Below are 18,888 nucleotides of genomic sequence, written 5' to 3'. Positions count from 1 at the left end.
ACACCTTCCGCCGCCTCGTCTGGTCGGCCGCGCTGCTGTGCGGCGTCACGGTGTGGGCGCTCGCCATCATCGGCCTTCGGAGCCTGCTGCCATGAAGCTGCTCGCCCTGACGCTCACCGGCCTCGGTGCCGGTCTCGTTTTCATCCCGGCGCTTGGCGCCATCATCTGGAGGTTTGCATGAAGCCGATGGAACACAGCCGCAACAAGCGCCCGATGGACCCCTGCCAGCGCCGCCGCCAGTTCGGCCCGGTGCAGCCGATGCAGGGCGAAGACATCTTCGAAGCCCTGTTCACCCGCCTGCTTAAGAAGGTGGGGCGGTAATGGGCAGCGGAAAATCATGTCTTGGCTATCCCAGTCGAACCGCAGCGGTCATCGCTTACCGACATGCTGGGGCGTCGACTGCAGAGATCGCCAACCTGATTGGCATTAGCCCGAACACCGTCACAGCACTTGAAGCATCCGCCGCAAGATCGCAGCGCCGGGCTGTTTCAACAGAACACCCGGGTCGCGCAATTCTGCTGCCAGTCGAGATACACGATGCGCTCGGGCCTCACGCAGCCAAGCGGGGCCGTTCTGTCAGCTACCTAGTCCGATTACTCATCCAAACGGTGGTGAACGAAAACATGGTCGACGCCGTGCTCGACGATGGCGCCGAATGGGGGAATGCATGAGCCTCACCCCGCGCGAAGCCGAGGTCATGGACCTTTGGGACGCTGGCTGCACCGTCGAGGAAATCGCCATCGCGACCGGTAAAAGCCAAGCAGGCGTCGCGGCCCTGACCTCGACCTACAGCTTCGAAGGCCGCGACATCACGCACGAAGCCGCCGTCCGCAAAGGCAGCGCCGACTTGGCGGCTGCATTGACGGACTTCTTTGCACAAAACGCAAATTGCTCGGAGGCAGGATGACCAAGATCGAATGGACCGAGGCGACATGGAACCCGATTGTCGGCTGCTCGCTGGCTTCGCCGGGCTGCACCAATTGTTACGCGATGAAGTTCGCCGGCACCCTGCTTGCACACGTCCCGAAATATGACGGGCTGACGCAGGAAACGAAGGCCGGTCCGGTCTGGACGGGCAAGCTGCACTTCGACGAGAAGGCGCTGCTCGAACCGCTGCGCTGGAAGAAGCCGCGCCTGGTGTTCGTCAACTCTATGGGCGATCTGTTCCATGAAGATTGCCCGGACGACTGGATCGACCGGGTGTTCGCGGTGATGGCGCTCTGCCCGCAGCACACCTTTCAGGTGCTGACCAAGCGGTCCGCTCGGATGCGGGAATACTGCCTTTCCCGCTATTGCAGTGAAGCTGGGTCGGACAACATTGCCGACGCAATCGAGGATCTGAGACCTAACACTAGCTGGGAGTGGGATGCGCCCCTCCCGAACGTCTGGCTCGGCGTGAGCGTCGAGGACCAGCAGCGCGCCGACGAACGCATCCCCGATCTGCTCGCCACCCCCGCCACCGTCCGCTGGATCAGCGCCGAACCGCTGCTCGGGCCTGTCAGCATCATCGATGCCATGTGGGCACGCGACCACATTGTTGGCCTCGACGAAACGATCGACTGGGTAGCGGCAGGCGGCGAGAGCGGCAAGGGATCCCGCCCGATGCACCCCGACTGGGCGCGGAGCCTGCGCGACCAATGCGCGACCGCCGCCGTCCCATTCTTCTTCAAGCAATGGGGTGAGTGGGAAGTCTCTCTCGATCGCGAGCGCGACGATCCTGATTGGCGTGCCGATTATTCGAACAACTATGTCGACCACGGAAAGTCTCGCTGGCTGAATATCGAAGGCGGACGCGGCTTCCACGGCGATCGCTTTGTCGTCATGCGCCAAGTCGGCAAAAAACGCGCCGGTCGCCTGCTCGACGGCGCGCTGCACGATGCGATGCCGGACTTCTTTGCACAAAACGCAAACAACCCGGAGGCAGCATGAAACCGCAGCGCATCCGACTCTCGCGCCGCAAGGGCTGGCGGATGCCGCCGAACACCGTGAGCGTCGCGCGCCCAACCAAGTGGGGCAATCGCTGGACAGTGCAGGGCTATCTTGATGCGGGATTCCGACCTTCGCGCGAGGACGCTCTTCAAACTTGCGTCTCTGCTTTCGAGGCATGGATGAAGGGCGAGAAGCATTGGGCGCACGGGCAAAATGAAACCGCCCCACCTGACCCTTGCGAACTGCGCGGCAAGAACCTCGCCTGCTGGTGCAAGCTGGGCCAGCCATGCCACGCCGACGTTCTGCTAAAACTGGCCAACCGCGAAGGGGAAGGGTGATGGGCTTCTATCGCGAAAGGCCGGTGAAGGCTGTCCGCAAAGCCCGGTCGTGCTGCGGATGCGGAACGATCATCGAGGTCGGGCAACCAGCGCTTGATTGCGCCGGCCATTATGACGGCGATTTCTGGGCGGACAGCTATCACATTGGATGCCGCGCTGCCGAGTGTGACATGAACGAAATTCATGGTGCGGAGGAATGGATTCCTCTGAGTGAAATCGACTGGGAAGACTTCCCATGGCTGATCGAGGCTCATCCGATCGTCGCCAAGCGGATGAACATCACGCGCGAGAGGTACGATCGGATCGCTGAAGAGCAGCGCCGCTGCCACGAGGCATGGCGCAATCGAGTACCGACCCGATGACCACCGGCTGCCCCACGCTTGACGATGCCCGCTCTCCGGCCGATTGGTGCGAGCTGCTCGGCCAGCGCGGCGTCGTGCTGTCGGAGCGCACCTTGCGTGAGCGTGCGAACCGGCTCGGCGCGCGGATCAAGATCGGGCGCGCGATGCTGATCACGCCCGCGCAGATGGAGACCATTCTGCACGGCCAAGAGCAAGGACGCCATGAAGGAGAGACGGCATGCCGCTCGAATACTACCGCCGCGGCGCGACCTTCTGGGTCCGCGGGCGCATCGAACACCAGGGCGCGCCCGTCAGCGAATACTACCGCTGCAGCACGGGAACATCTGATGAAGCAGGCGCGCGCGCGTGGATCCGCGAAGAGGAAGCCCGCCGGATCCGTCGTCACCTTCTCGGGGACGAAGCGGGGCTGACCTTCGCCGAGGCAGTGATGCTTTACGAAGCCGACCCGAAGACCGCCGAATACCTGCTCCCCATTCTCGACAAGATCGGCGGTATGCTGATCACCCAGATCACTCCGCGATTCGTGCGCGAGCTGGGCGAGGCGTTCTATCCCGACAGCGGCACTGCGACCTGGACAAGGCAAGTGATCAGCCCGATCCGCGCGGTGATCAACAACGCGCACGATCTGGGCAAGTGCCCGCCGATCCGGATCAAGGGCTATTCGAAGGCAGAGGCAACCGCGCAGGACAAGGCGCGAGGGCGCACCGGGCGCAAGCGTTACCCGCCCGGCAGCTGGGAATGGCTGCTCGCGTTCCGCCAGCACGCCAGCGCCCGCCACGGCGCGCTGGCGCTGCTGATGTTCTGCACCGGCGCGCGGATCAGCCAGGCGTGCGAGATGCACCCCGGCGATCACCTTGATCTGCAGAACGGCAAGGTCTGCATCCCCGGCGCGAAAGGTGCGCCCGATCGCTGGCTCGACATTCCCACCGAACTGGTGGTCGAGCTGGCGAACCTGCCGCTGCTCTACCCGCGCGGATGGAAGCGGAAGAAGGAGAACCTGCGCGTCTTTGGATGGAGCAGCCGCAGCGGGCCGAGGAAGGGCTGGGAAACCGCCTGCAAGCGCGCCGGGATCGAGTTCATCCCGTTCCACAGCGCCGGGCGTCACGGCTTCGGTCAGGAAATGAACGTCCGCCAGCGGCTCGACGAAAAGGCAGCAGGCGCGTTCGGAGGCTGGGCCGACACAAACCTGATGCGCCGCACGTACACTCACGCCGAAGGCACCACCGCCAAGGTGCACGGCGCATTCTACGCAGGCCTGCGCGCCGCCGAGGAAGCCACCGGGCTGCAGCTGCAGGACGGCACCGGCGGGAAGCTCAGCACCGCAGCCCCGAAGAAGAAGGCGGGCTGAGCCAACCGACTTCAATAGGGTTTGGTAGAGCGCGCAGGGCTTACTGCGCAGCTTATCCCCATTTGCGTCGAACATCTGTGGAACACCGGCCTCGACTCGATTCGTCGCAGCCACTAACAGTAAAGCCCTCAGATGTTAGCGCATCTGAGGGCTTACTGTGTGAATGCAACAAGCGTGGGAGCAAGTTGCGGGTGCTAGCAAGAGGATGAGTACACGCTCGAACTGGACGGGTCAACCATCTCCCACGCTCCATTTTTGGAGCAATACCAATGCTATACGATGAGAGCCGCATTTTGTGCGGCAAGTGTGGAGCCGATGCATCATCGGTGATCGATCCGCAGTCCAAAGACATAGTGACCTGCACCGGCTGCGGTCGGCAGGACCGGTTTGATTCGGTCGTGAAGGCAGTCGCTGGCTTCCATCAGGAGGCGATGAAGCAAGCAGCAGCGGATGCCATGGCAAGGGCGTTTCGAGGATCAAAAGGCGTCGTCTTCACACCTGGACGTATCGAGAAGATGTCCTTTCGCTGGGTGCCCAGCAGGAAGGTGAGCTAACATGGCGCATTATCTGATCACCTACGACAATCGCCCGCCGAGAAACTATCAGGCACTTTATAAGCTGTTGGAAAGTTGGCGCGCAGTCCGCCTTGCCGAATCGGTGTGGCTGGCCGAGCTTAAGGGGCCAGCCTCCACCATTCGCACCTTCGTAAAACAGGCGCTTCAGAAAGGCGACCTGGTGGCGGTGATTGAGCTCAAACCCGGGTCCGATTGGGCGACAAGCTGCGCGAAGCCGACAGCGACACTTTGGCTCTCGCGCAACATTCACGCGGCAGAGACCTCGTCAGGCTAAGGCTAAGGCGAGCTCAAAGCGTCGGGGTCGGCCGAGGTCGGCCCCGACTACGCCCTTGGCTCTAGCTTTGCCATGCGTCTGGCAGAACAACCGGCGAACAGTTGTACGGGATTTGTACGGATTCGGCCCGCATCGGCCTGCATTTTCGCGTAATGTTCTGCATCGAAGGAAAAGGCCATCTTTCCCGGCAGAGATAAAAGCCTCTGAAACCTAGGGAAAAATGGTGGGCGCGACAGGGATTGAACCTGTGACCCCACCCGTGTGAAGGGTGTGCTCTACCGCTGAGCTACGCGCCCGTCCCGATCGGCCGTTTGGCCCGGACAGGGGGGCGCCTTTACTGTGGTCCTGCGTGCTTGGCAAGCATTGCCGATGCGGAGTGGGACGACTTTTTCGTCGGCACTCAGTCGGCAGCCAGCAGCAGCCGGAGCAGCGTCGCGATACCGCCGGACGAAGCGGCCGGGCGCCCCTGCATCGGCGTACGACCCGGGCATTCGAGGCAGATCGCCTGGACGCCTTGCGCGTTCATCAGCCGCTCGACATCGCCGGTCAGGCGTGCTGCCAACTCGTTTTGGCGGCGTGCCACCAGCGCGAAAGGACCGCCGCTTCGGGTCGCGTTTGCGTTCTCGGCTTCGCTGGTGAGCAGGCGACGGATCAGGGGATCGAAATTGTCGGCGCTTTCGCCGAGATAGACCGGGTGCCAATCATCGCCCTCGGCTCCCGCCTTGGCCGCAGCCCATGCCAGCGCGTCCTCGATTCCGCCGAACTGGTCGACCAATCCGACCTGACGCGCCGCGCCGCCATCCCACAGCCGGCCGCCGCCGAGCATATCGACCCGCTCGACCGGCATGTTGCGCGACTTGGAGACCCGCGCGAGGAAATCGCGATAGGTCGATGCCACGCCGGCCTGAAGAACCGCATCGATTTCCGGCGAAAAGCCGGCGATGATGTCAGGCTGCCCTGCAAGCGGCGTCGTACGGTAGCCGTCGGCATTGACCCCGATCCGCGCTGCCGCCTGTTCGAAGGACGGGATAACCGCGAACACGCCGATCGAACCGGTGATCGTTTCCGGCTGGGCGAAAATCCGGTCGCTGGAGGTCGCGACCCAATAGCCGCCGCTCGCGGCGATATTGGCGAAGGATACCGCGACCGGGATCTTGCGGTCGCGGAAGCGCTGAACCGCGCGGCGGATTTCCTCCGAAGCGATGGCCGATCCACCGGGTGAATCCACCCGTACCACCAGCGCGGCGAGATCATCGTCGAGCGCGTCGTCGAGCAGGTCGGCAATCCGTGTGCCTCCGGCAGTTCCGGGGCCAGCCTCTCCGTCGACGATCTCGCCCGCGATGGTGACAACGCCGATTTTTCTGCCGCCACGTTTTTCAGGCGATGCGGCGAGAAACGCGTCGAATTCGCTCGCGGCAAAGGCTCCGGGCTTCTTGTCGAAGCGATCCTCGCCCGCAATGTCAGCGACTCTCGCGCCGAACGCCACTCTGTCGCCAAGCTTGTCGATCAGCCCGGCCTTCAGCGCAGCGGTGGCAAGGTCGCCGCCGCCCGCCGCGATCCAGCCCGTGACGTCGCCTGTGACCTGCGCCAGATCGGCTTCGGGCCGGGCCTTCTTCACATTGGCCTGCCATTCTTCCCACAAGGCGCCATAGACTGAGCCGATATTCTCGCGCGCTTCGGGCGACATCGAATTGCGGGAATATGGCTCGGTCGCCGACTTGTAGTCGCCTGCGCGATAGACCCGGGCATTGACCCCGACCTTTTCCAGCAGCTCCGCAAAATAGAGGAAACTGCCGCCCGGCCCGGTGATCAGCGCCGCGCCCTGCGGGTCGAGCCAGACTTCGCTGGCGTGGGCGGCCAGCAGCATGTGATCGTCGGCATAGCCCAGCGCGAAAGTCAGCACCGGCTTTTTCGCTGCGCGCACCCGGCCCATCGCCTCGCCGATTGCGGTGAGGTGCACCTGACCTCCGCCAACGAAGGTGGTGAGGTCGATTACGACTGCCTTGATCCGGTCGTCGGTGGCTGCGGCATCGAGCGCGCGGATAATGTCGCGCGCCTGATATTCGGCGATCGGGGCCGATCCGCTCAGCAATGCGGTGATCGGATCGATCGCCGATTTTTCCTCGACCACGGTTCCCGAAAGCTCGATCAGCAAAGCGCCTTCGCGCACCTGTCCGGGGCTGGGGCGGGCCGAAAGGATGCCGAACAGCGCCACGAAGAACAACAGCATGAACAGCAGGACGAGCCCGTCCTTCACCCCGACGAGCAGCTTCCACACCTTGCCGACAAAACTCATTCACTGTCCCTTTTGCGTACGCTGCCCCGATCTAGGGAGTTTGTGTCGCAACTTCCATGAGAAACCGGTGCAGCATGGGTTGAGCGACGCACCACGCTCGACTAAAGGCATCGCTTTAATGAGTGCGAACGATCTTTCAGCGCCTTCGGGCCGCTTTCCGGCGGGGCGCATGGCCTTTCCGCACCGCGACCTCACCGCCATCAGCCAGCTTGAACGGCACGAGATCCTCTACCTGCTGGATCAGGCCGAACAGTGGGTCGAACTGAACCGGCAGAGCGCCAAGCACACTGATCTGCTGTCGGGCCTCACCATCATCAACGCCTTCTTCGAGAATTCGACCCGCACGCTGTTATCGTTCGAAATCGCGGGCAAGCGGTTGGGCGCGGACGTGGTCAACATGCACGCCGCCACCTCCAGCGTGAAGAAGGGCGAGACCCTGATCGATACCGCGATCACGCTGAACGCGATGCGCGCCGATGCGATTGTGATCCGGCATGGTTCGTCCGGCGCGACCGGGCTGATCGCCGACAAGGTCGATTGTCCGGTTCTGAACGCAGGCGACGGCAGCCACGAACACCCGACGCAGGCGCTGCTGGATGCGCTCACCTTGCGCCATGCGCTCGACGAACGCGGCGAGGCGTCCGAGGATTTCACCGGGCTCAAGGTCGTGATCTGCGGCGATATCCTGCACAGCCGGGTGGCGCGGTCGAATATCCTGTGCCTGACCGCGCTGGGGGCCGATGTGCGGGTCTGCGCGCCGCCTGCGCTGATGCCCGGCGGGATCGAAGCGATGGGGGTCAGCGTGTTCCACAACTTCGATGCCGCAATCAAAGGCGCGGACGTGGTGATGATGCTGCGCCTGCAAGCCGAACGAATGAGCGGGCAGTTCATCCCCTCGGCGCGCGAATACCGCCACCTTTACGGCCTCACGAAAGCGCGGCTGGCGCTCGCCGATGCCGAGGCGCTGGTGATGCATCCCGGGCCGATGAACCGAGGTGTGGAGATCGATAGCGAGGTTGCCGACATGGACACCCGCTCGCTGATCACGCGGCAGGTGGAGATGGGCGTGGCGATTCGCATGGCCTGCCTCGATATCCTGACGCGCGGGGCGCGCGGCGTGGAGGGCTGGACATGAAGCAGGCACAGCCTCTGACCATCACCAACGCGCAGTTAGTCACGCCTGCGGGCATTGTGCGCGGCGCGATCCGCTGCGCCGACGGGGTAATCGCGGCGCTTGGACCGGACGTCACCGCGCAGGATGGCGACGCGGCGCTGGACGCGCGCGGCAGGCTGATCGCGCCGGGGCTGGTCGATCTGGGCGTGTTCGCGGTCGACAAGCCCGCGTTCCATTTCGGTGGGATTACCCGTGCGGCGCTGATGCCCGATCAATCGCCCCCGCTCGATCTGCCGAGCCGGGTCGGCTTCATTGCCAAGAGCGGCAAGCCCGATCTGTGGGTGCATCCGCTGGCCGCCGCGACGCGAGGGCTGGAGGGCGCAGAATTGGCCGAATTGGCGCTGATGCAGCAAGCTGGCGCGCGCGGGATCGCCACCGGGAGGCGCTGGATCGCGGATTCGGGCGTGATGCTGCGGCTGCTGCAATATGCCGCGATGCTTGATCTGGTGGTGGTCGCCCATGCCGAGGATTCCGGGCTGGCGGGCAGCGCCGTGGCGACCGCGGGCGAGATCGCGACCCGGCTCGGCCTGCCCGCCGCGCCTGCCGAGGCCGAGGCGCTGGCCATCGCCCGCGACATTGGGCTTGCCGAACTGGCGGGCGCACGGCTCCACTTCCGGCAGGTGACCACTGCGCAAGGGTTCCATCTGGTGCGCGCTGCCAAGGCGCGGGGGCTGCCTGTTACTTGCGGGATCACGCCCGCGCATTTCATGCTGTCCGACCTTGCGACCGCCGATTACCGCACCTTCGCCCGCATTGCGCCGCCCTTGCGCAGTGAGGCTGATCGGCAAGCGGCGCGGGCGGCAATCGCCGATGGCACGGTAGACGTGATCGCCAGCGGCCACGATCCGCGCGGGCCAGAAGACAAGCGCCTGCCTTTCGCCGATGCCGCGCCAGGCATGGCCGGGGCCGAGACGTTGCTGGCGATGACACTTAATCTGGTGCGCGACGAAGTGATCGACACGGCCCGCGCATTCGATCTCACCGCCCGCAATCCTGCCCGCCTGCTCGGCGTTGCGGCCGGCGTGCTTGCGGAAGGATACGAAGCCGATCTGGCGCTGATCGACGCTGATGCGCCGTGGATCATCGACCGCCGCAAGATGGAGGCCACCGCCGACAACACCCCGTTCGACCGGCAGGGCGCGCAAGGCCGCGTGCTCGGCCTGTGGAAGGGCGGGGTGAAGGTCGCCGCCTGAGTTTCGGCAGAGATGGCATGGCAAAACGCCCCCGGTGAGCCGCTGCTCCCCGGGGGCGTTTCACTGCGTGATCGCAGGGGAAATCAGCGCGTGCGCGAGGCCATCCGCACGCCCTTGTCGACCGCGCCTGCAGGCGGGTTGGTGGCCGCGTAGGCAAAGCATCCGCGCCCGGCCGATTTGACCGAACCGCACATGCTTTTCGCGCTCATCGCGCCGAACCCGGCAGCGGCCACGCGCCAGAAGGTGCGTCCGTTCACCACCGCTTCGGTGATGACGACATCGTGGTCCTTCAGTTCCGGGAACTTGCGCTTGAGCACGGTCCAGCCGCGGGTTGCCTCGACCTTGTTGTCGTAGGAGCCGAGCTGGACGAGGTGCGTTGCGGCAGCCTTGTCGTTCACCACGCGAGCAGCCGGCGCCGCAGTCGCGGCCATGCGGCGCTGCGAGGATGCGGCGGCGCGCGGTGCGGCGCGTTCGCGGCCGGCGGGCAATTGCTGCACCACCGGATTGGAGACAAAGCGAACGCCCGATGCACGGGCAACCGGTGCCTTAGCAGCAACGGGAGCCGCGGTAGGGGAGGGGGCGAAAGCTTCGGCAAAGCTTGGCTGCTGTGCCGCCTTGCCGGTGTTCGAAGCCAACGCTGGCGCTGGCGCAGAGGCGATTTCCGGCACCACCGGCAGATCGGCCTGCGCGGCGGCTTCGGCAAACATCACGTCCTGCGCCGGGAAGTTGGCGAGCGCGAGTTGCTGAGGCTGGCCATCATCCGCGCGCGGCGTGACGTCGAGCATCGCAGCGACGCGCCGCTGGAAATGTTCAGGTGCGGCCATGGTCGCCCATTCGGCCAAGCGGGCATCGAGCTGGTCGGCGGGCACGTCTTCTGCCGCCATAACCTGCGCCATGCGCCAGTCACCGGCCAGCGCATAGGTGTAGGCGAGGTTCTGGCGCAGCTTGGGAGTCGCCTTTTCGCTGCCGCGCACCGCGTTGAGCAGCACGTGCACGCCGCGTTGCGGCTGACCGGCCAAGGCGTAGGCAAGGCCGAGGTCGGCCGGATCGATCAGGCGGGCATATTCGTCCAGCACCTGGACCGACGCCTGGCTTTCACCAAGCGCGGCCTTGGCGAGCGCAAAACTCAGCACCGTACGCGGGTCTTCGTCGCCAAGGTCGAGCGCATCGCCGAAGCTGGTCGCGGCGGAATCGAAGCGTCCGGCCTCCATGTAGGCAGCACCCAGCAGCGCCCGGAAACCGGGGTTGCGCGGTTCGGCCAGCACGGCGGCTTCGCCATGCGCTATCGCTTTGTCGGTCTGGCCCTTCTGAAGTGCGACTTGCGCATTCGAGAACGACACGTCGGCGCGCGGTGCAGTAGAAGTGCTGCATCCCGCGAGCGCGAACCCGGCCAATGCGGTCGTGACGGCCAGCGCGAGGCGCGGCGTGGTGAGGCCGGTCTTGATGCTGCGGTCCATGGTCTTGCTTCCCCTGTTCAATCTGCTGGGTCGGTTGCGGTCGGTATCAGTGGCGTTTGAGGTGGGCGGCGATCACGTCGAGGTCGTCATATTGAGCGAGCATCGCGTCGAGCGCCTCGGTCAGCAGCACCTGCGCACTGACGCCCTGCATGGTGGCGGCGAGGCGCAACTTGAGATGGCGTTCCGGGTCGAGCCGCAAAGTGAATGCGGCGCGGCGCTCGTTGGTGCTCTGCGCCGTGCGATTCAGAACGCGCTGGGCTGGCACTTTCCGCACGACAGGTGTTGCAGCGGGAGTGGGTGCGATGGGCGCATAAGCGGCTTCACTATATTCGTCGTCGAAAGCCTCGCCGTCTTCTTCCGCCTCGTCGTACCCCTCTTCCCCCGCGTTATCGTAGTCGGCGTCTGTGGCAGAGAGATCGGATGTTTCTTCCGATTCGTCCTCGGGGCCGGTCATCACGGCTTCGGCCAGAACGCGCTCTTCGAGTCGACGTTGCTGACGGCGGATGATCGGGCTTTCTGAAGTGGCGGATTCGGAAGCGGCCACCGCAGCATTGATCGGCACCACGTCGGCGCCGTTTTCGTTATCGCTGTCGTCGCCGCCATCGCCCATGTCGTTCCAGCCGAGATCTTCGAGCTGTTCATCGGCGAGCGCTGCGATTTCCGCTTCGTCCGCAACCAGCGGCGCGACCTGCGGACGCATCGCGGGCTTGGCGCCGCCCTTGCGGGCCAGCAGCATGGGACCAAGAGAGGCAAAACCGGCTTCGGACATTGTCCTTGTTCCTCTATCCCGCGCTTACTGCGCCACCCGGCGACCGAAGCCCCCGGCCGGACGCGGGACGCCGCCCATCTGCACCGCGCCATTGGGGGCGGGCGCAAATACGGTGCGGCGGAAATTCTTTTCCAGCCGATCGGCAATATAACGCCACAATGCGGCGATCTCGGCGGCGCTGCGGCCTTCGGGATCGACTTCCATCACTGTGCGACCATCGATCATCGAGGCGGCGAAATCGGTGCGGTGATGCAGCGTGATCGGCGCAACCGTGCCGTGCTGCGACAGCGCGACAGCGGCTTCGGACGTGATCTTGGCCTTGGGCGTCGCCGCATTGACGACGAACACCAGCGGCTTGCCCGCGCGTTCGCACAGGTCGACGGTGGCACCCACGGCGCGCAGATCGTGTGGAGAAGGCCGGGTCGGCACCACGATCAGTTCGGCCACCTGAATGACTGACTGGATCGCCATGGTGATCGCCGGCGGGGTATCGATCACCGCCAGCTTGAAGCCCTGCTGACGCAGCACCTGAAGATCGTTTGCAAGCCGCGAGACGGTGGTCTGGGCGAAGGCGGGATATTCCGCCTCGCGCTCGTTCCACCAGTCGGCCAGCGAGCCCTGCGGATCGATATCGATCAGCACGACCGGGCCTGCGCCCGCACGCTGTGCCTGGACGGCGAGATGTCCGGACAGGGTGGTCTTCCCCGATCCGCCTTTCTGCGATGCCAAAGCGAGTACACGCAACGCCTGGGTCCCCCTGGATAAACTCCGCGCCGGATCACCCTATTGCGACCTCGACTAGCGGCTGGATGTCCAAGGGATCGCAGGATACCCCTAATTTTGGGTTAAGGCCGCGCGCTTTGCTGTGATCGGGACAGCGAGCAGGCCGTACTTCCACGCGCCGCAGGGGGCGTCTGGCCGCCCGGCAAGCATTTGCTAACTCTATTGTGCTTAATAAAGCGCCAGCAAGGACGCACAGGATGTTGCGAGGAGCGTGATGACTATGAAGACGTCAGGAACGAAAGCGATGATGGCAACAGCGCTGCTGGCGCTGGCTGCCGCCCCGTTGCATGCCGATGTGAAGGCCGGGGTTGATGCCTGGAGCGATGGCGATTTCACCCGTGCGGTGGTCGAATGGCAGGAGCCTGCAGCTGCGGGCGATGCCGATGCGCTGTTCAATCTGGCGCAGGCCTATCGCCTCGGACGCGGGGTCGATGCCGATAATGCCCGCGCACGCAGTCTTTACGAGGAAGCCGCGAGGCGCGGTCACCTGAAAGCCGCCGACAATTACGGGCTGATGCTGTTTCAGGAAGGCGAGCAGGAAAAGGCGATGCCGCTGATTCGCGCCGCATCCGATCGCGGCGATCCGCGCGCGCAGTATGTGCTGGGGCTGTCGCACTTCAACGCAGATTTCGCCCCGCGCGACTGGGTGCGTGCCTATGCGCTGATGACTTTGGCGCAAGGGCAGGGCTTGCCGCAGGCGCAGGATGCCGTGGCCCAGATGGACCAATTCGTTCCGCTGGTGCAGCGCCAGCAGGCCCAATCGCTCGCCCGCCAGCTCGAAGCCGCGGCGCAAGCCCGGCGCAGTGCCGATTTGACCGCGGCCGAACTCGGGTCTGGCCAGGCGGCGCCGGTTGCAGCCCAGGCGCGCCCGGCGGTGCTGACCACTTCGGCTCCGGCTGCGGCGGCGGTTCCCGCGCCGGCACCTTCTCCTGTCCCGGCATCGGTCACTGTGGCCGCCGCCGCTCCGGTTCGGACGGCCCCTGTTGCTGCCTCCGCTTCGGCCCCGGCCAACCGGCCGGCCGGCAACTGGCGGGTGCAACTCGGCGCGTTCGGGGTGGCGGGCAATGCCGATCGCTTGTGGAACCGGCTGTCCGCAAAGCCCGCACTTGCCGGAACGACCAAAACTCTGATCCCGAGCGGCAAGGTTACCCGGCTGCTCGCGACCGGCTTCGCCAGCAAGGCCGCCGCCCAGCAGGCTTGCGCCAGCCTCAAGCGGCAGGGGCAAGGCTGCATGGTCGCCGGGCAAGGCTGAGCGGGCTTTCCTTAAGATCCTGATTTGCTAGATTGCCCCGTTCCAAGAAAGGCGGTGCGATTAGCCATGAGCGATGCGGCAAGCGCGCAGGCAAAGCAGGAAATGCCCGGCAAAGCGCAGTTGGCTGTCGCCCCGGTCCCGCTGGGTGAGCGCATAGCCGCGCTCGACTTCATTCGCGGCTTTGCCGTGCTCGGCATCCTTGCCGCCAACATCGTCGGCTATGGCCAGCCGTTCGACGCCTACATGTATCCCTCCGCGTTCCAGACCGATCCGGGGGATCCAGGCGGGTGGATGTGGATCGCGCAGTTCATTCTGATCGACGGCAAGATGCGCGGGCTGTTCACCCTGCTGTTCGGTGCAGGCCTGTACCTGTTCATGGAAAAAGCTTGGGCGCGCGGGGCCACTCGCAAGCTGCAGGCGTGGCGATTGTTGATCCTGATGATTTTCGGGATGGTGCATTTCTTCTTCATCTGGCCGGGCGACATCCTGTTCTATTATGCGCTGTTCGGCTTCGTCGCGCTCGCCTGTATCCGCTGGAGCATCAAGGCCCAACTCGGTCTTGGCTTGGCGGGCTACATGGGGGGTGTTTTGTTCTATGCCGCCGCGATGTCGATGCCATGGGTGGTCATGTCGGGCGCGCTGGGGGACAGTTCCGAAATGGCGGATGCGCGCGCCGGGCTGGAGAGCGGCATGCAGGAAACGCTCGCTCGCGGCGAAGTGCCGAACGCCGCGATCGCTGCGGGCGATTACGGCACGTTGGTGATGCACCGGCTGACCGAACAATGGAGTGAGCCGCTGACCAATGCACTGTTGTTCGGGTTCGAAACGTTGCCGCTGATGCTGCTGGGAATGGCGCTGTACCGGATGGGCTTCTTCAGCGGTGGATTCGCCCGCAGCAAGCTGCTGCTGTGGGGCTGGGTAGGGGTGCTTCTCGGCGGGCTGGCGCATCTGGCGATCGGATTGGCGATGCAGGCAGATGGGTTCAGTTACTACGGCACGCTGGCCGCTTTCGTCGGCTGGAGCCCGCTGCCGCGCCTCTGGATGGTGCTTGGGCTGGCGGCGCTGCTGGTGGCTTATGCGCCCTCGGCAACCGGCTGGTTGGGCGACCGGGTGCGCGCTGCGGGACGGGCCGCGTTCACCAATTACCTCGGCACGTCGATTGTGATGATGTTCGTGTTCCACGGCTGGGCGCTGGGGCTGTTCGGCGAATTGAACCGCCCGCAGCTCTACATCGTCGTGGCGCTGACCTGGGTGTTGATGCTGGCCTGGTCGAAGCCATGGCTCGACCGCTATCGCTACGGCCCGCTCGAATGGCTGTGGCGCTGCCTGACCTACCGGCAGATGTTTCCGCTGAAGAAGTGAGGGTCAAGCGCCCGAGGAAGACCCCCCCGAAAGGTACTGGAACAGTCGCCGAAGGCGACTGCAAGCGCGACCGCGCGTCCGCAGCGACGCGGCCTTCAGGTCGCATGAGCGAGGATTTCGCATCGCGGATGCGATGCGGCGCACAAAACAGTTGTTATTGAGAATAACTCGCATACATTGCTTCTGCAAACGCCTCGCAGGAGTGATTCGGCGGCCATGTACATCTGTATCTGCAATGCCATCCGTGAAACTGACTTGCGTCAGGCGGCCGTCAGTTGCGAAGGCGACGCCGAAGCGACTTACGCCACGCTCGGCAAGCGGCCCAATTGCGGCCAATGTCTTGACGAAGCACAGGAAATTATCGACGAGGAGCGCGCAGCCGCCTGCTGCAAGGAATTCGCACTATAGGCTCCGCCACCCGCGATTGCGAACCTCTCGCAACCCGCTGATTCACAAAGAAAAAGTCTTTGCCGCCCCTTGCGGACACAGCCCTGCAGCGCCTATCTAGGGCGTAACGCCACAAGGCGCTTTGATCTGTCGCAAGGAGGAACCGCCATGAAGGGCGATCCCAAAGTCATCGAATATCTCAACGCGGCGCTCACCAACGAGCTGACCGCGATCAACCAGTACTGGCTGCATTACCGCGTGCTCGACAATTGGGGCCTCAAGAAGCTGGCGGCCTATGAGCGGCATGAATCGATCGAGGAGATGGAGCACGCCGACAAGCTGGCCGAACGCATCCTGTTTCTCGAAGCGCTGCCCAACTTTCAGGCGATCCACAAGCTGAAGGTGGGCGAGAATGTCGAGGAAGTGCTGCGCGCCGACCTCGCACTCGAACACGAAGCGATCCCGCTGCTCAAAGATGCGGCGGAATATGCCCGCAGCGTCAAGGATCACACCTCGGCCGGGCTGTTCGAGGACATCCTCAAGAACGAGGAAGAGCACGTCGACTTCCTAGAGACCCAGTTCGAGATGATCGATCGCATGGGGCTGCACAATTACGTCCAGCTGCAAAGCGCACCCGCTGGCGACAGCTGAACCGGTTTGCCGCCTCTGCGGCCTTTCGATCCAGACGGCCCGCAACCTGGTTGCGGGCCGTTTATTGTCAGGGGCTTTGCAGCGGTTACGAATTGACGCTTTTTTGACGGTTCTGACCCGGTCCTGCATTTGACCACGCTTTGTCGCTCCCACACTATTGCCGTGGGGGTGGAGATTGGATCAGACCTGAGTCCTGGATCAGCGCCGTGCCCCGAAGAAGGTGTGCGGCGCTTCCCGATTGACGGGGCACCTCCTCTTGCCACCAGACACGCAAGTAGGGGAATACCAATGAAAGCTATCAAGAACATGATCGGCGGCGGCATCGTCGCGGCAGCTTTGGCGATGGCGGTGCCCGCCGCGGCGCAGATGGAAGTCTACGAGGATTACGAACCGGCCGAGGAAGTCATCGAACTGACCTTCGTGAAGGTCGATGAAGGGCAGTTCGACACCTATCTCGAAGGGTTGAAGTCGACATGGGTCGCCGCCAACGAGATGCAGAAGAAGCTGGGCTACGTCAGCAGCTACGGCATCTACGGCGTTCCCTATGGCGAGAACGAGTTCAACATGGTCTTGCGGGTCACCTTCCCGAACACCGAAATGATGGGACCGAGCAAGGCGCGCTACATGAAGTTCATGGAGGAATACGGCAAGACAAAGATCGACCAGTCAAACAAGACCGTGCTCGATCTCTACAACCAGATCCGTACGATCCAGGGGACTTACCTTCTGCGCGAAGTGAAGATGATCAAGTGACGAACGCACGTTGACCGGGCCGGGGCGGAGCAGCGGTGCTCTGCCCCGGCTTCATGCGCGGTCCCTTTCCCTGTCGCGGTGTCCCAGAGCGGCAAGCCGGGTTTCCAGCAGGAAAAACGCAAGACCGGATACCAGCAGCGCCATTGTCAGCACCCACAGAAAGGCGATGAGCGTGCCAATCTGCGCGGTGATGTAGGCCGAGACGAACAACAGGCCGATGACTGCGCTGATGATCACGGCAGAGGCGGTCGAGAACATGATGGCTGCCTGCGCCAGACGGCGGCGGCGCGTCAGCCAACCCAGTTCGCGTGTCAGCCGGTCGGTCGGCTGGCCTTCGCTGGCATCCTCGATCTTCTCGATCCTCTGGGCGATCCAGATCATGCGGCTCATGATGACGTTCATGATCGCGCCGATGCCGGACAATAGGAATGCCGGCGCAAGGCTCAGCTGCACCACCTGCTGCACGCGGGGGGTGGAGGCGGTCCGCTCAAGGATTTCGAACGCGAAGGGCGATTGCGCGGTGGCGGCTAGGAGATCGAGCAGCATCAGTCTTTGGCGTAAGGGTTCTTGGCGGATTTGAGCGTCACCCGCACCGGCACTGCATCGAAACCGAGCTTGGCGCGGATGCCGTTGACGAGATAGCGTTCGTAACTGGTGGGCAGTTGATCAAGACGGCTGCCGAAGATCACGAAACGCGGCGGTCGCGTGCCCGCCTGCGTGATGTAACGCAGCTTGATCCGCTTGCCGCCGGGTGCGGGCGGCGGATTGGCTTCGAGCGCATCATCGAACCAGCGGTTGAGTGCGGCGGTCGAGACGCGCTTCGACCAGCTGTCCCGCAGTTCGAACGCGCCGCCGAGCATCTGGTCCAGCCCCTTGCCGGTCTTGGCCGACACAGCGAACAGGGGGAGTCCGCGAACCTGCGCCAAGCCATCATCCAGCGCGCCGCGGATGCCGTTGAACAGGCCGCTCGCGCCTTCGGCCACGTCCCACTTGTTGATCGCGATCATCAGCGCGCGGCCTTCTTCGAGGACGTGGCTGGCGATCTTGAGATCCTGATGTTCCAGACCCTGCGTCGCATCGAGCAGCAGCACCACGACCTCGGCGAAATCCACCGCGCGCTTGGCATCGGCGACCGAGAGCTTTTCGAGCTTTTCGGTGACATTGCGCTTCTTGCGCATCCCGGCGGTGTCGATCAGGCGGATATCGCGAACCTCGCCGGTCTTCGGGTCGGTCCACTTCCAGTCGATCGCAATCGAATCGCGGGTAATGCCCGCCTCCGGCCCGGTCAGCAGCCGGTCTTCGCCCAGCAGGCGGTTGATGAGCGTCGATTTGCCCGCATTGGGCCGGCCGACGATGGCGAGCTTCAGCGGGCCGGACGGGCGGTCATCCTCGCCCATCGACGCGGCATAGGCCGCTTCGATTACCTGCGCTTCTTCATACAGGTCGGCCTGGTTGCCGATGATAGGAAAGAGGCCGCCGAACAGGTCGGCAATGCCTTCGCCATGCTCCGCCGACAGCGGCACCGGATCGCCGAGGCCCAGCGCGTAGGATTCGATCACGCCGTGTTCGCCCGCAGACCCTTCGGCCTTGTTGGCGACGACAACGACAGGCACGGATTGTTCGCGCAGGTAGCGCCCGATTTCCTCGTCGAGTGGGGTCAGCCCGGCACGCGCATCGATCACGAACAGCGCCGCGTCGGCGCCTTCGAGGCTGGCCTCGGTCTGCATCCGCATCCGGCCGGGCAGAGTGTGGGCGTCCTCGTCCTCCCACCCTGCGGTATCGACCACGGTGAATTGCAGGCCGGCAATATCGGCATCGCCCATCCGCCGGTCGCGCGTGACACCGGGCTGATCGTCGACGAGGGCGAGCTTCTTGCCCACCAGCCGGTTGAACAGCGTGGACTTGCCGACATTTGGTCGGCCGATGATGACGACTTCGGGCTTCTTCAGGGAGGACATATCGCCGCCAAGTGGGCGCAAATCCCC

Annotated in this window: 22 protein-coding genes and 1 tRNA gene; 16 read left to right on the top strand and 7 right to left on the bottom strand. The window is 64.2% G+C overall.

Annotated elements, in window-relative coordinates:
- The first annotated feature begins 177 nt into the window (after positions 1-177).
- The 9 genes from J3454_RS14270 (at position 178) to J3454_RS14230 (ending at position 4,826) form a co-directional block, all read left to right on the top strand.
- The gene (locus J3454_RS14270) at positions 178-321 is read left to right on the top strand and encodes a hypothetical protein (RefSeq protein ID WP_349514425.1); all 144 of its coding nucleotides are present in this window, start codon (positions 178-180) and stop codon (positions 319-321) included.
- The gene (locus tag J3454_RS14265) at positions 321-671 is read left to right on the top strand and encodes a hypothetical protein (protein WP_349514424.1); all 351 of its coding nucleotides are present in this window, start codon (positions 321-323) and stop codon (positions 669-671) included. Before J3454_RS14270 ends, J3454_RS14265 begins: the two co-directional genes overlap by 1 nt.
- Positions 668-907: a hypothetical protein gene (locus tag J3454_RS14260; protein ID WP_349514423.1), complete on the top strand. Its 240-nt coding sequence runs from the start codon at positions 668-670 to the stop codon at positions 905-907. Before J3454_RS14265 ends, J3454_RS14260 begins: the two co-directional genes overlap by 4 nt.
- A complete protein-coding gene (locus tag J3454_RS14255) occupies positions 904-1,929 on the top strand; it encodes a phage Gp37/Gp68 family protein (RefSeq protein WP_349514422.1) in 1,026 nt (341 codons plus the stop codon). Before J3454_RS14260 ends, J3454_RS14255 begins: the two co-directional genes overlap by 4 nt.
- Positions 1,926-2,267, top strand: a complete 342-nt coding sequence (locus J3454_RS14250) for a DUF4326 domain-containing protein (protein ID WP_349514421.1) — start codon at positions 1,926-1,928, stop codon at positions 2,265-2,267. The genes J3454_RS14255 and J3454_RS14250 overlap by 4 nt, the downstream gene beginning before the upstream one ends.
- Complete coding sequence (locus J3454_RS14245) at positions 2,267-2,629, top strand: hypothetical protein (protein ID WP_349514420.1); 363 nt, start codon at positions 2,267-2,269, stop codon at positions 2,627-2,629. Before J3454_RS14250 ends, J3454_RS14245 begins: the two co-directional genes overlap by 1 nt.
- A 217-nt stretch (positions 2,630-2,846) precedes the next feature.
- On the top strand, positions 2,847-3,977 hold the full coding sequence (locus J3454_RS14240; protein WP_349514419.1) for a tyrosine-type recombinase/integrase: 1,131 nt from the start codon (positions 2,847-2,849) through the stop codon (positions 3,975-3,977).
- Positions 3,978-4,246: 269 nt separating this feature from the next.
- The gene (locus J3454_RS14235) at positions 4,247-4,531 is read left to right on the top strand and encodes a hypothetical protein (protein WP_349514418.1); all 285 of its coding nucleotides are present in this window, start codon (positions 4,247-4,249) and stop codon (positions 4,529-4,531) included.
- A 1-nt stretch (position 4,532) separates the two neighbouring features.
- Positions 4,533-4,826, top strand: a complete 294-nt coding sequence (locus J3454_RS14230; protein ID WP_349514417.1) for a hypothetical protein — start codon at positions 4,533-4,535, stop codon at positions 4,824-4,826.
- A 221-nt stretch (positions 4,827-5,047) separates the two neighbouring features.
- Here J3454_RS14230 and J3454_RS14225 read toward each other — a convergent pair.
- Together J3454_RS14225 and sppA are read right to left on the bottom strand one after the other, a co-directional pair.
- A tRNA-Val gene (locus J3454_RS14225) sits at positions 5,048-5,122 on the bottom strand.
- Between the two features lie 104 nt (positions 5,123-5,226).
- A complete protein-coding gene (sppA, locus tag J3454_RS14220; RefSeq protein ID WP_349514416.1) occupies positions 5,227-7,122 on the bottom strand; it encodes a signal peptide peptidase SppA in 1,896 nt (631 codons plus the stop codon).
- Positions 7,123-7,240: 118 nt separating this feature from the next.
- Between sppA and J3454_RS14215 the strand changes: the two genes are divergently transcribed.
- Both J3454_RS14215 and J3454_RS14210 read left to right on the top strand, forming a co-directional pair.
- Positions 7,241-8,257 (top strand): aspartate carbamoyltransferase catalytic subunit, encoded by a 1,017-nt coding sequence (locus J3454_RS14215; RefSeq protein WP_349514415.1) that lies wholly within the window; start codon positions 7,241-7,243, stop codon positions 8,255-8,257.
- Positions 8,254-9,489: a dihydroorotase gene (locus J3454_RS14210; RefSeq protein WP_349514414.1), complete on the top strand. Its 1,236-nt coding sequence runs from the start codon at positions 8,254-8,256 to the stop codon at positions 9,487-9,489. The genes J3454_RS14215 and J3454_RS14210 overlap by 4 nt, the downstream gene beginning before the upstream one ends.
- A gap of 83 nt (positions 9,490-9,572) precedes the next feature.
- Here J3454_RS14210 and J3454_RS14205 read toward each other — a convergent pair whose 3' ends face one another.
- From J3454_RS14205 to J3454_RS14195, 3 genes are read right to left on the bottom strand one after another with little or no spacing between them, the layout of a single operon-like run.
- Complete coding sequence (locus J3454_RS14205) at positions 9,573-10,946, bottom strand: tetratricopeptide repeat protein (RefSeq protein ID WP_349514413.1); 1,374 nt, start codon at positions 10,944-10,946, stop codon at positions 9,573-9,575.
- A 46-nt stretch (positions 10,947-10,992) separates the two neighbouring features.
- Positions 10,993-11,715: a type II toxin-antitoxin system HicB family antitoxin gene (locus tag J3454_RS14200; RefSeq protein ID WP_349514412.1), complete on the bottom strand. Its 723-nt coding sequence runs from the start codon at positions 11,713-11,715 to the stop codon at positions 10,993-10,995.
- Positions 11,716-11,739: 24 nt separating this feature from the next.
- Positions 11,740-12,459, bottom strand: coding sequence for an AAA family ATPase (locus J3454_RS14195; RefSeq protein ID WP_072673181.1), 720 nt, complete (start codon positions 12,457-12,459; stop codon positions 11,740-11,742).
- Positions 12,460-12,712: 253 nt separating this feature from the next.
- On the opposite strand from J3454_RS14195, the gene J3454_RS14190 reads away from it, so the two are divergent.
- The 5 genes from J3454_RS14190 (at position 12,713) to J3454_RS14170 (ending at position 16,903) form a co-directional block, all read left to right on the top strand.
- The gene (locus J3454_RS14190) at positions 12,713-13,750 is read left to right on the top strand and encodes an SPOR domain-containing protein (protein ID WP_349514411.1); all 1,038 of its coding nucleotides are present in this window, start codon (positions 12,713-12,715) and stop codon (positions 13,748-13,750) included.
- A 66-nt stretch (positions 13,751-13,816) separates the two neighbouring features.
- Positions 13,817-15,112: a DUF418 domain-containing protein gene (locus J3454_RS14185; RefSeq protein WP_349514410.1), complete on the top strand. Its 1,296-nt coding sequence runs from the start codon at positions 13,817-13,819 to the stop codon at positions 15,110-15,112.
- 216 nt (positions 15,113-15,328) lie between these two features.
- Positions 15,329-15,520, top strand: coding sequence for a (2Fe-2S)-binding protein (locus J3454_RS14180; RefSeq protein WP_349514409.1), 192 nt, complete (start codon positions 15,329-15,331; stop codon positions 15,518-15,520).
- 147 nt (positions 15,521-15,667) lie between these two features.
- Complete coding sequence (gene bfr / locus J3454_RS14175) at positions 15,668-16,150, top strand: bacterioferritin (protein WP_349514408.1); 483 nt, start codon at positions 15,668-15,670, stop codon at positions 16,148-16,150.
- A gap of 288 nt (positions 16,151-16,438) precedes the next feature.
- The gene (locus J3454_RS14170; protein WP_349514407.1) at positions 16,439-16,903 is read left to right on the top strand and encodes a hypothetical protein; all 465 of its coding nucleotides are present in this window, start codon (positions 16,439-16,441) and stop codon (positions 16,901-16,903) included.
- A 51-nt stretch (positions 16,904-16,954) separates the two neighbouring features.
- Here J3454_RS14170 and J3454_RS14165 read toward each other — a convergent pair whose 3' ends face one another.
- Together J3454_RS14165 and der are read right to left on the bottom strand one after the other, a co-directional pair.
- Positions 16,955-17,449 (bottom strand): DUF2721 domain-containing protein, encoded by a 495-nt coding sequence (locus J3454_RS14165; RefSeq protein ID WP_349514406.1) that lies wholly within the window; start codon positions 17,447-17,449, stop codon positions 16,955-16,957.
- Entirely contained in the window at positions 17,449-18,861 is a 1,413-nt protein-coding gene (gene der, locus J3454_RS14160; RefSeq protein ID WP_349514405.1) for a ribosome biogenesis GTPase Der, read from the bottom strand. Before der ends, J3454_RS14165 begins: the two co-directional genes overlap by 1 nt.
- Between the last annotated feature and the right edge of the window lie 27 nt (positions 18,862-18,888).

This window comes from Erythrobacter sp. NFXS35 (assembly GCF_040148725.1).
Lineage (GTDB): Bacteria > Pseudomonadota > Alphaproteobacteria > Sphingomonadales > Sphingomonadaceae > Erythrobacter.
The sequence above is the reverse complement of the archived record's forward strand: the minus strand, read 5'-3'. Positions and strand labels throughout refer to the sequence as shown.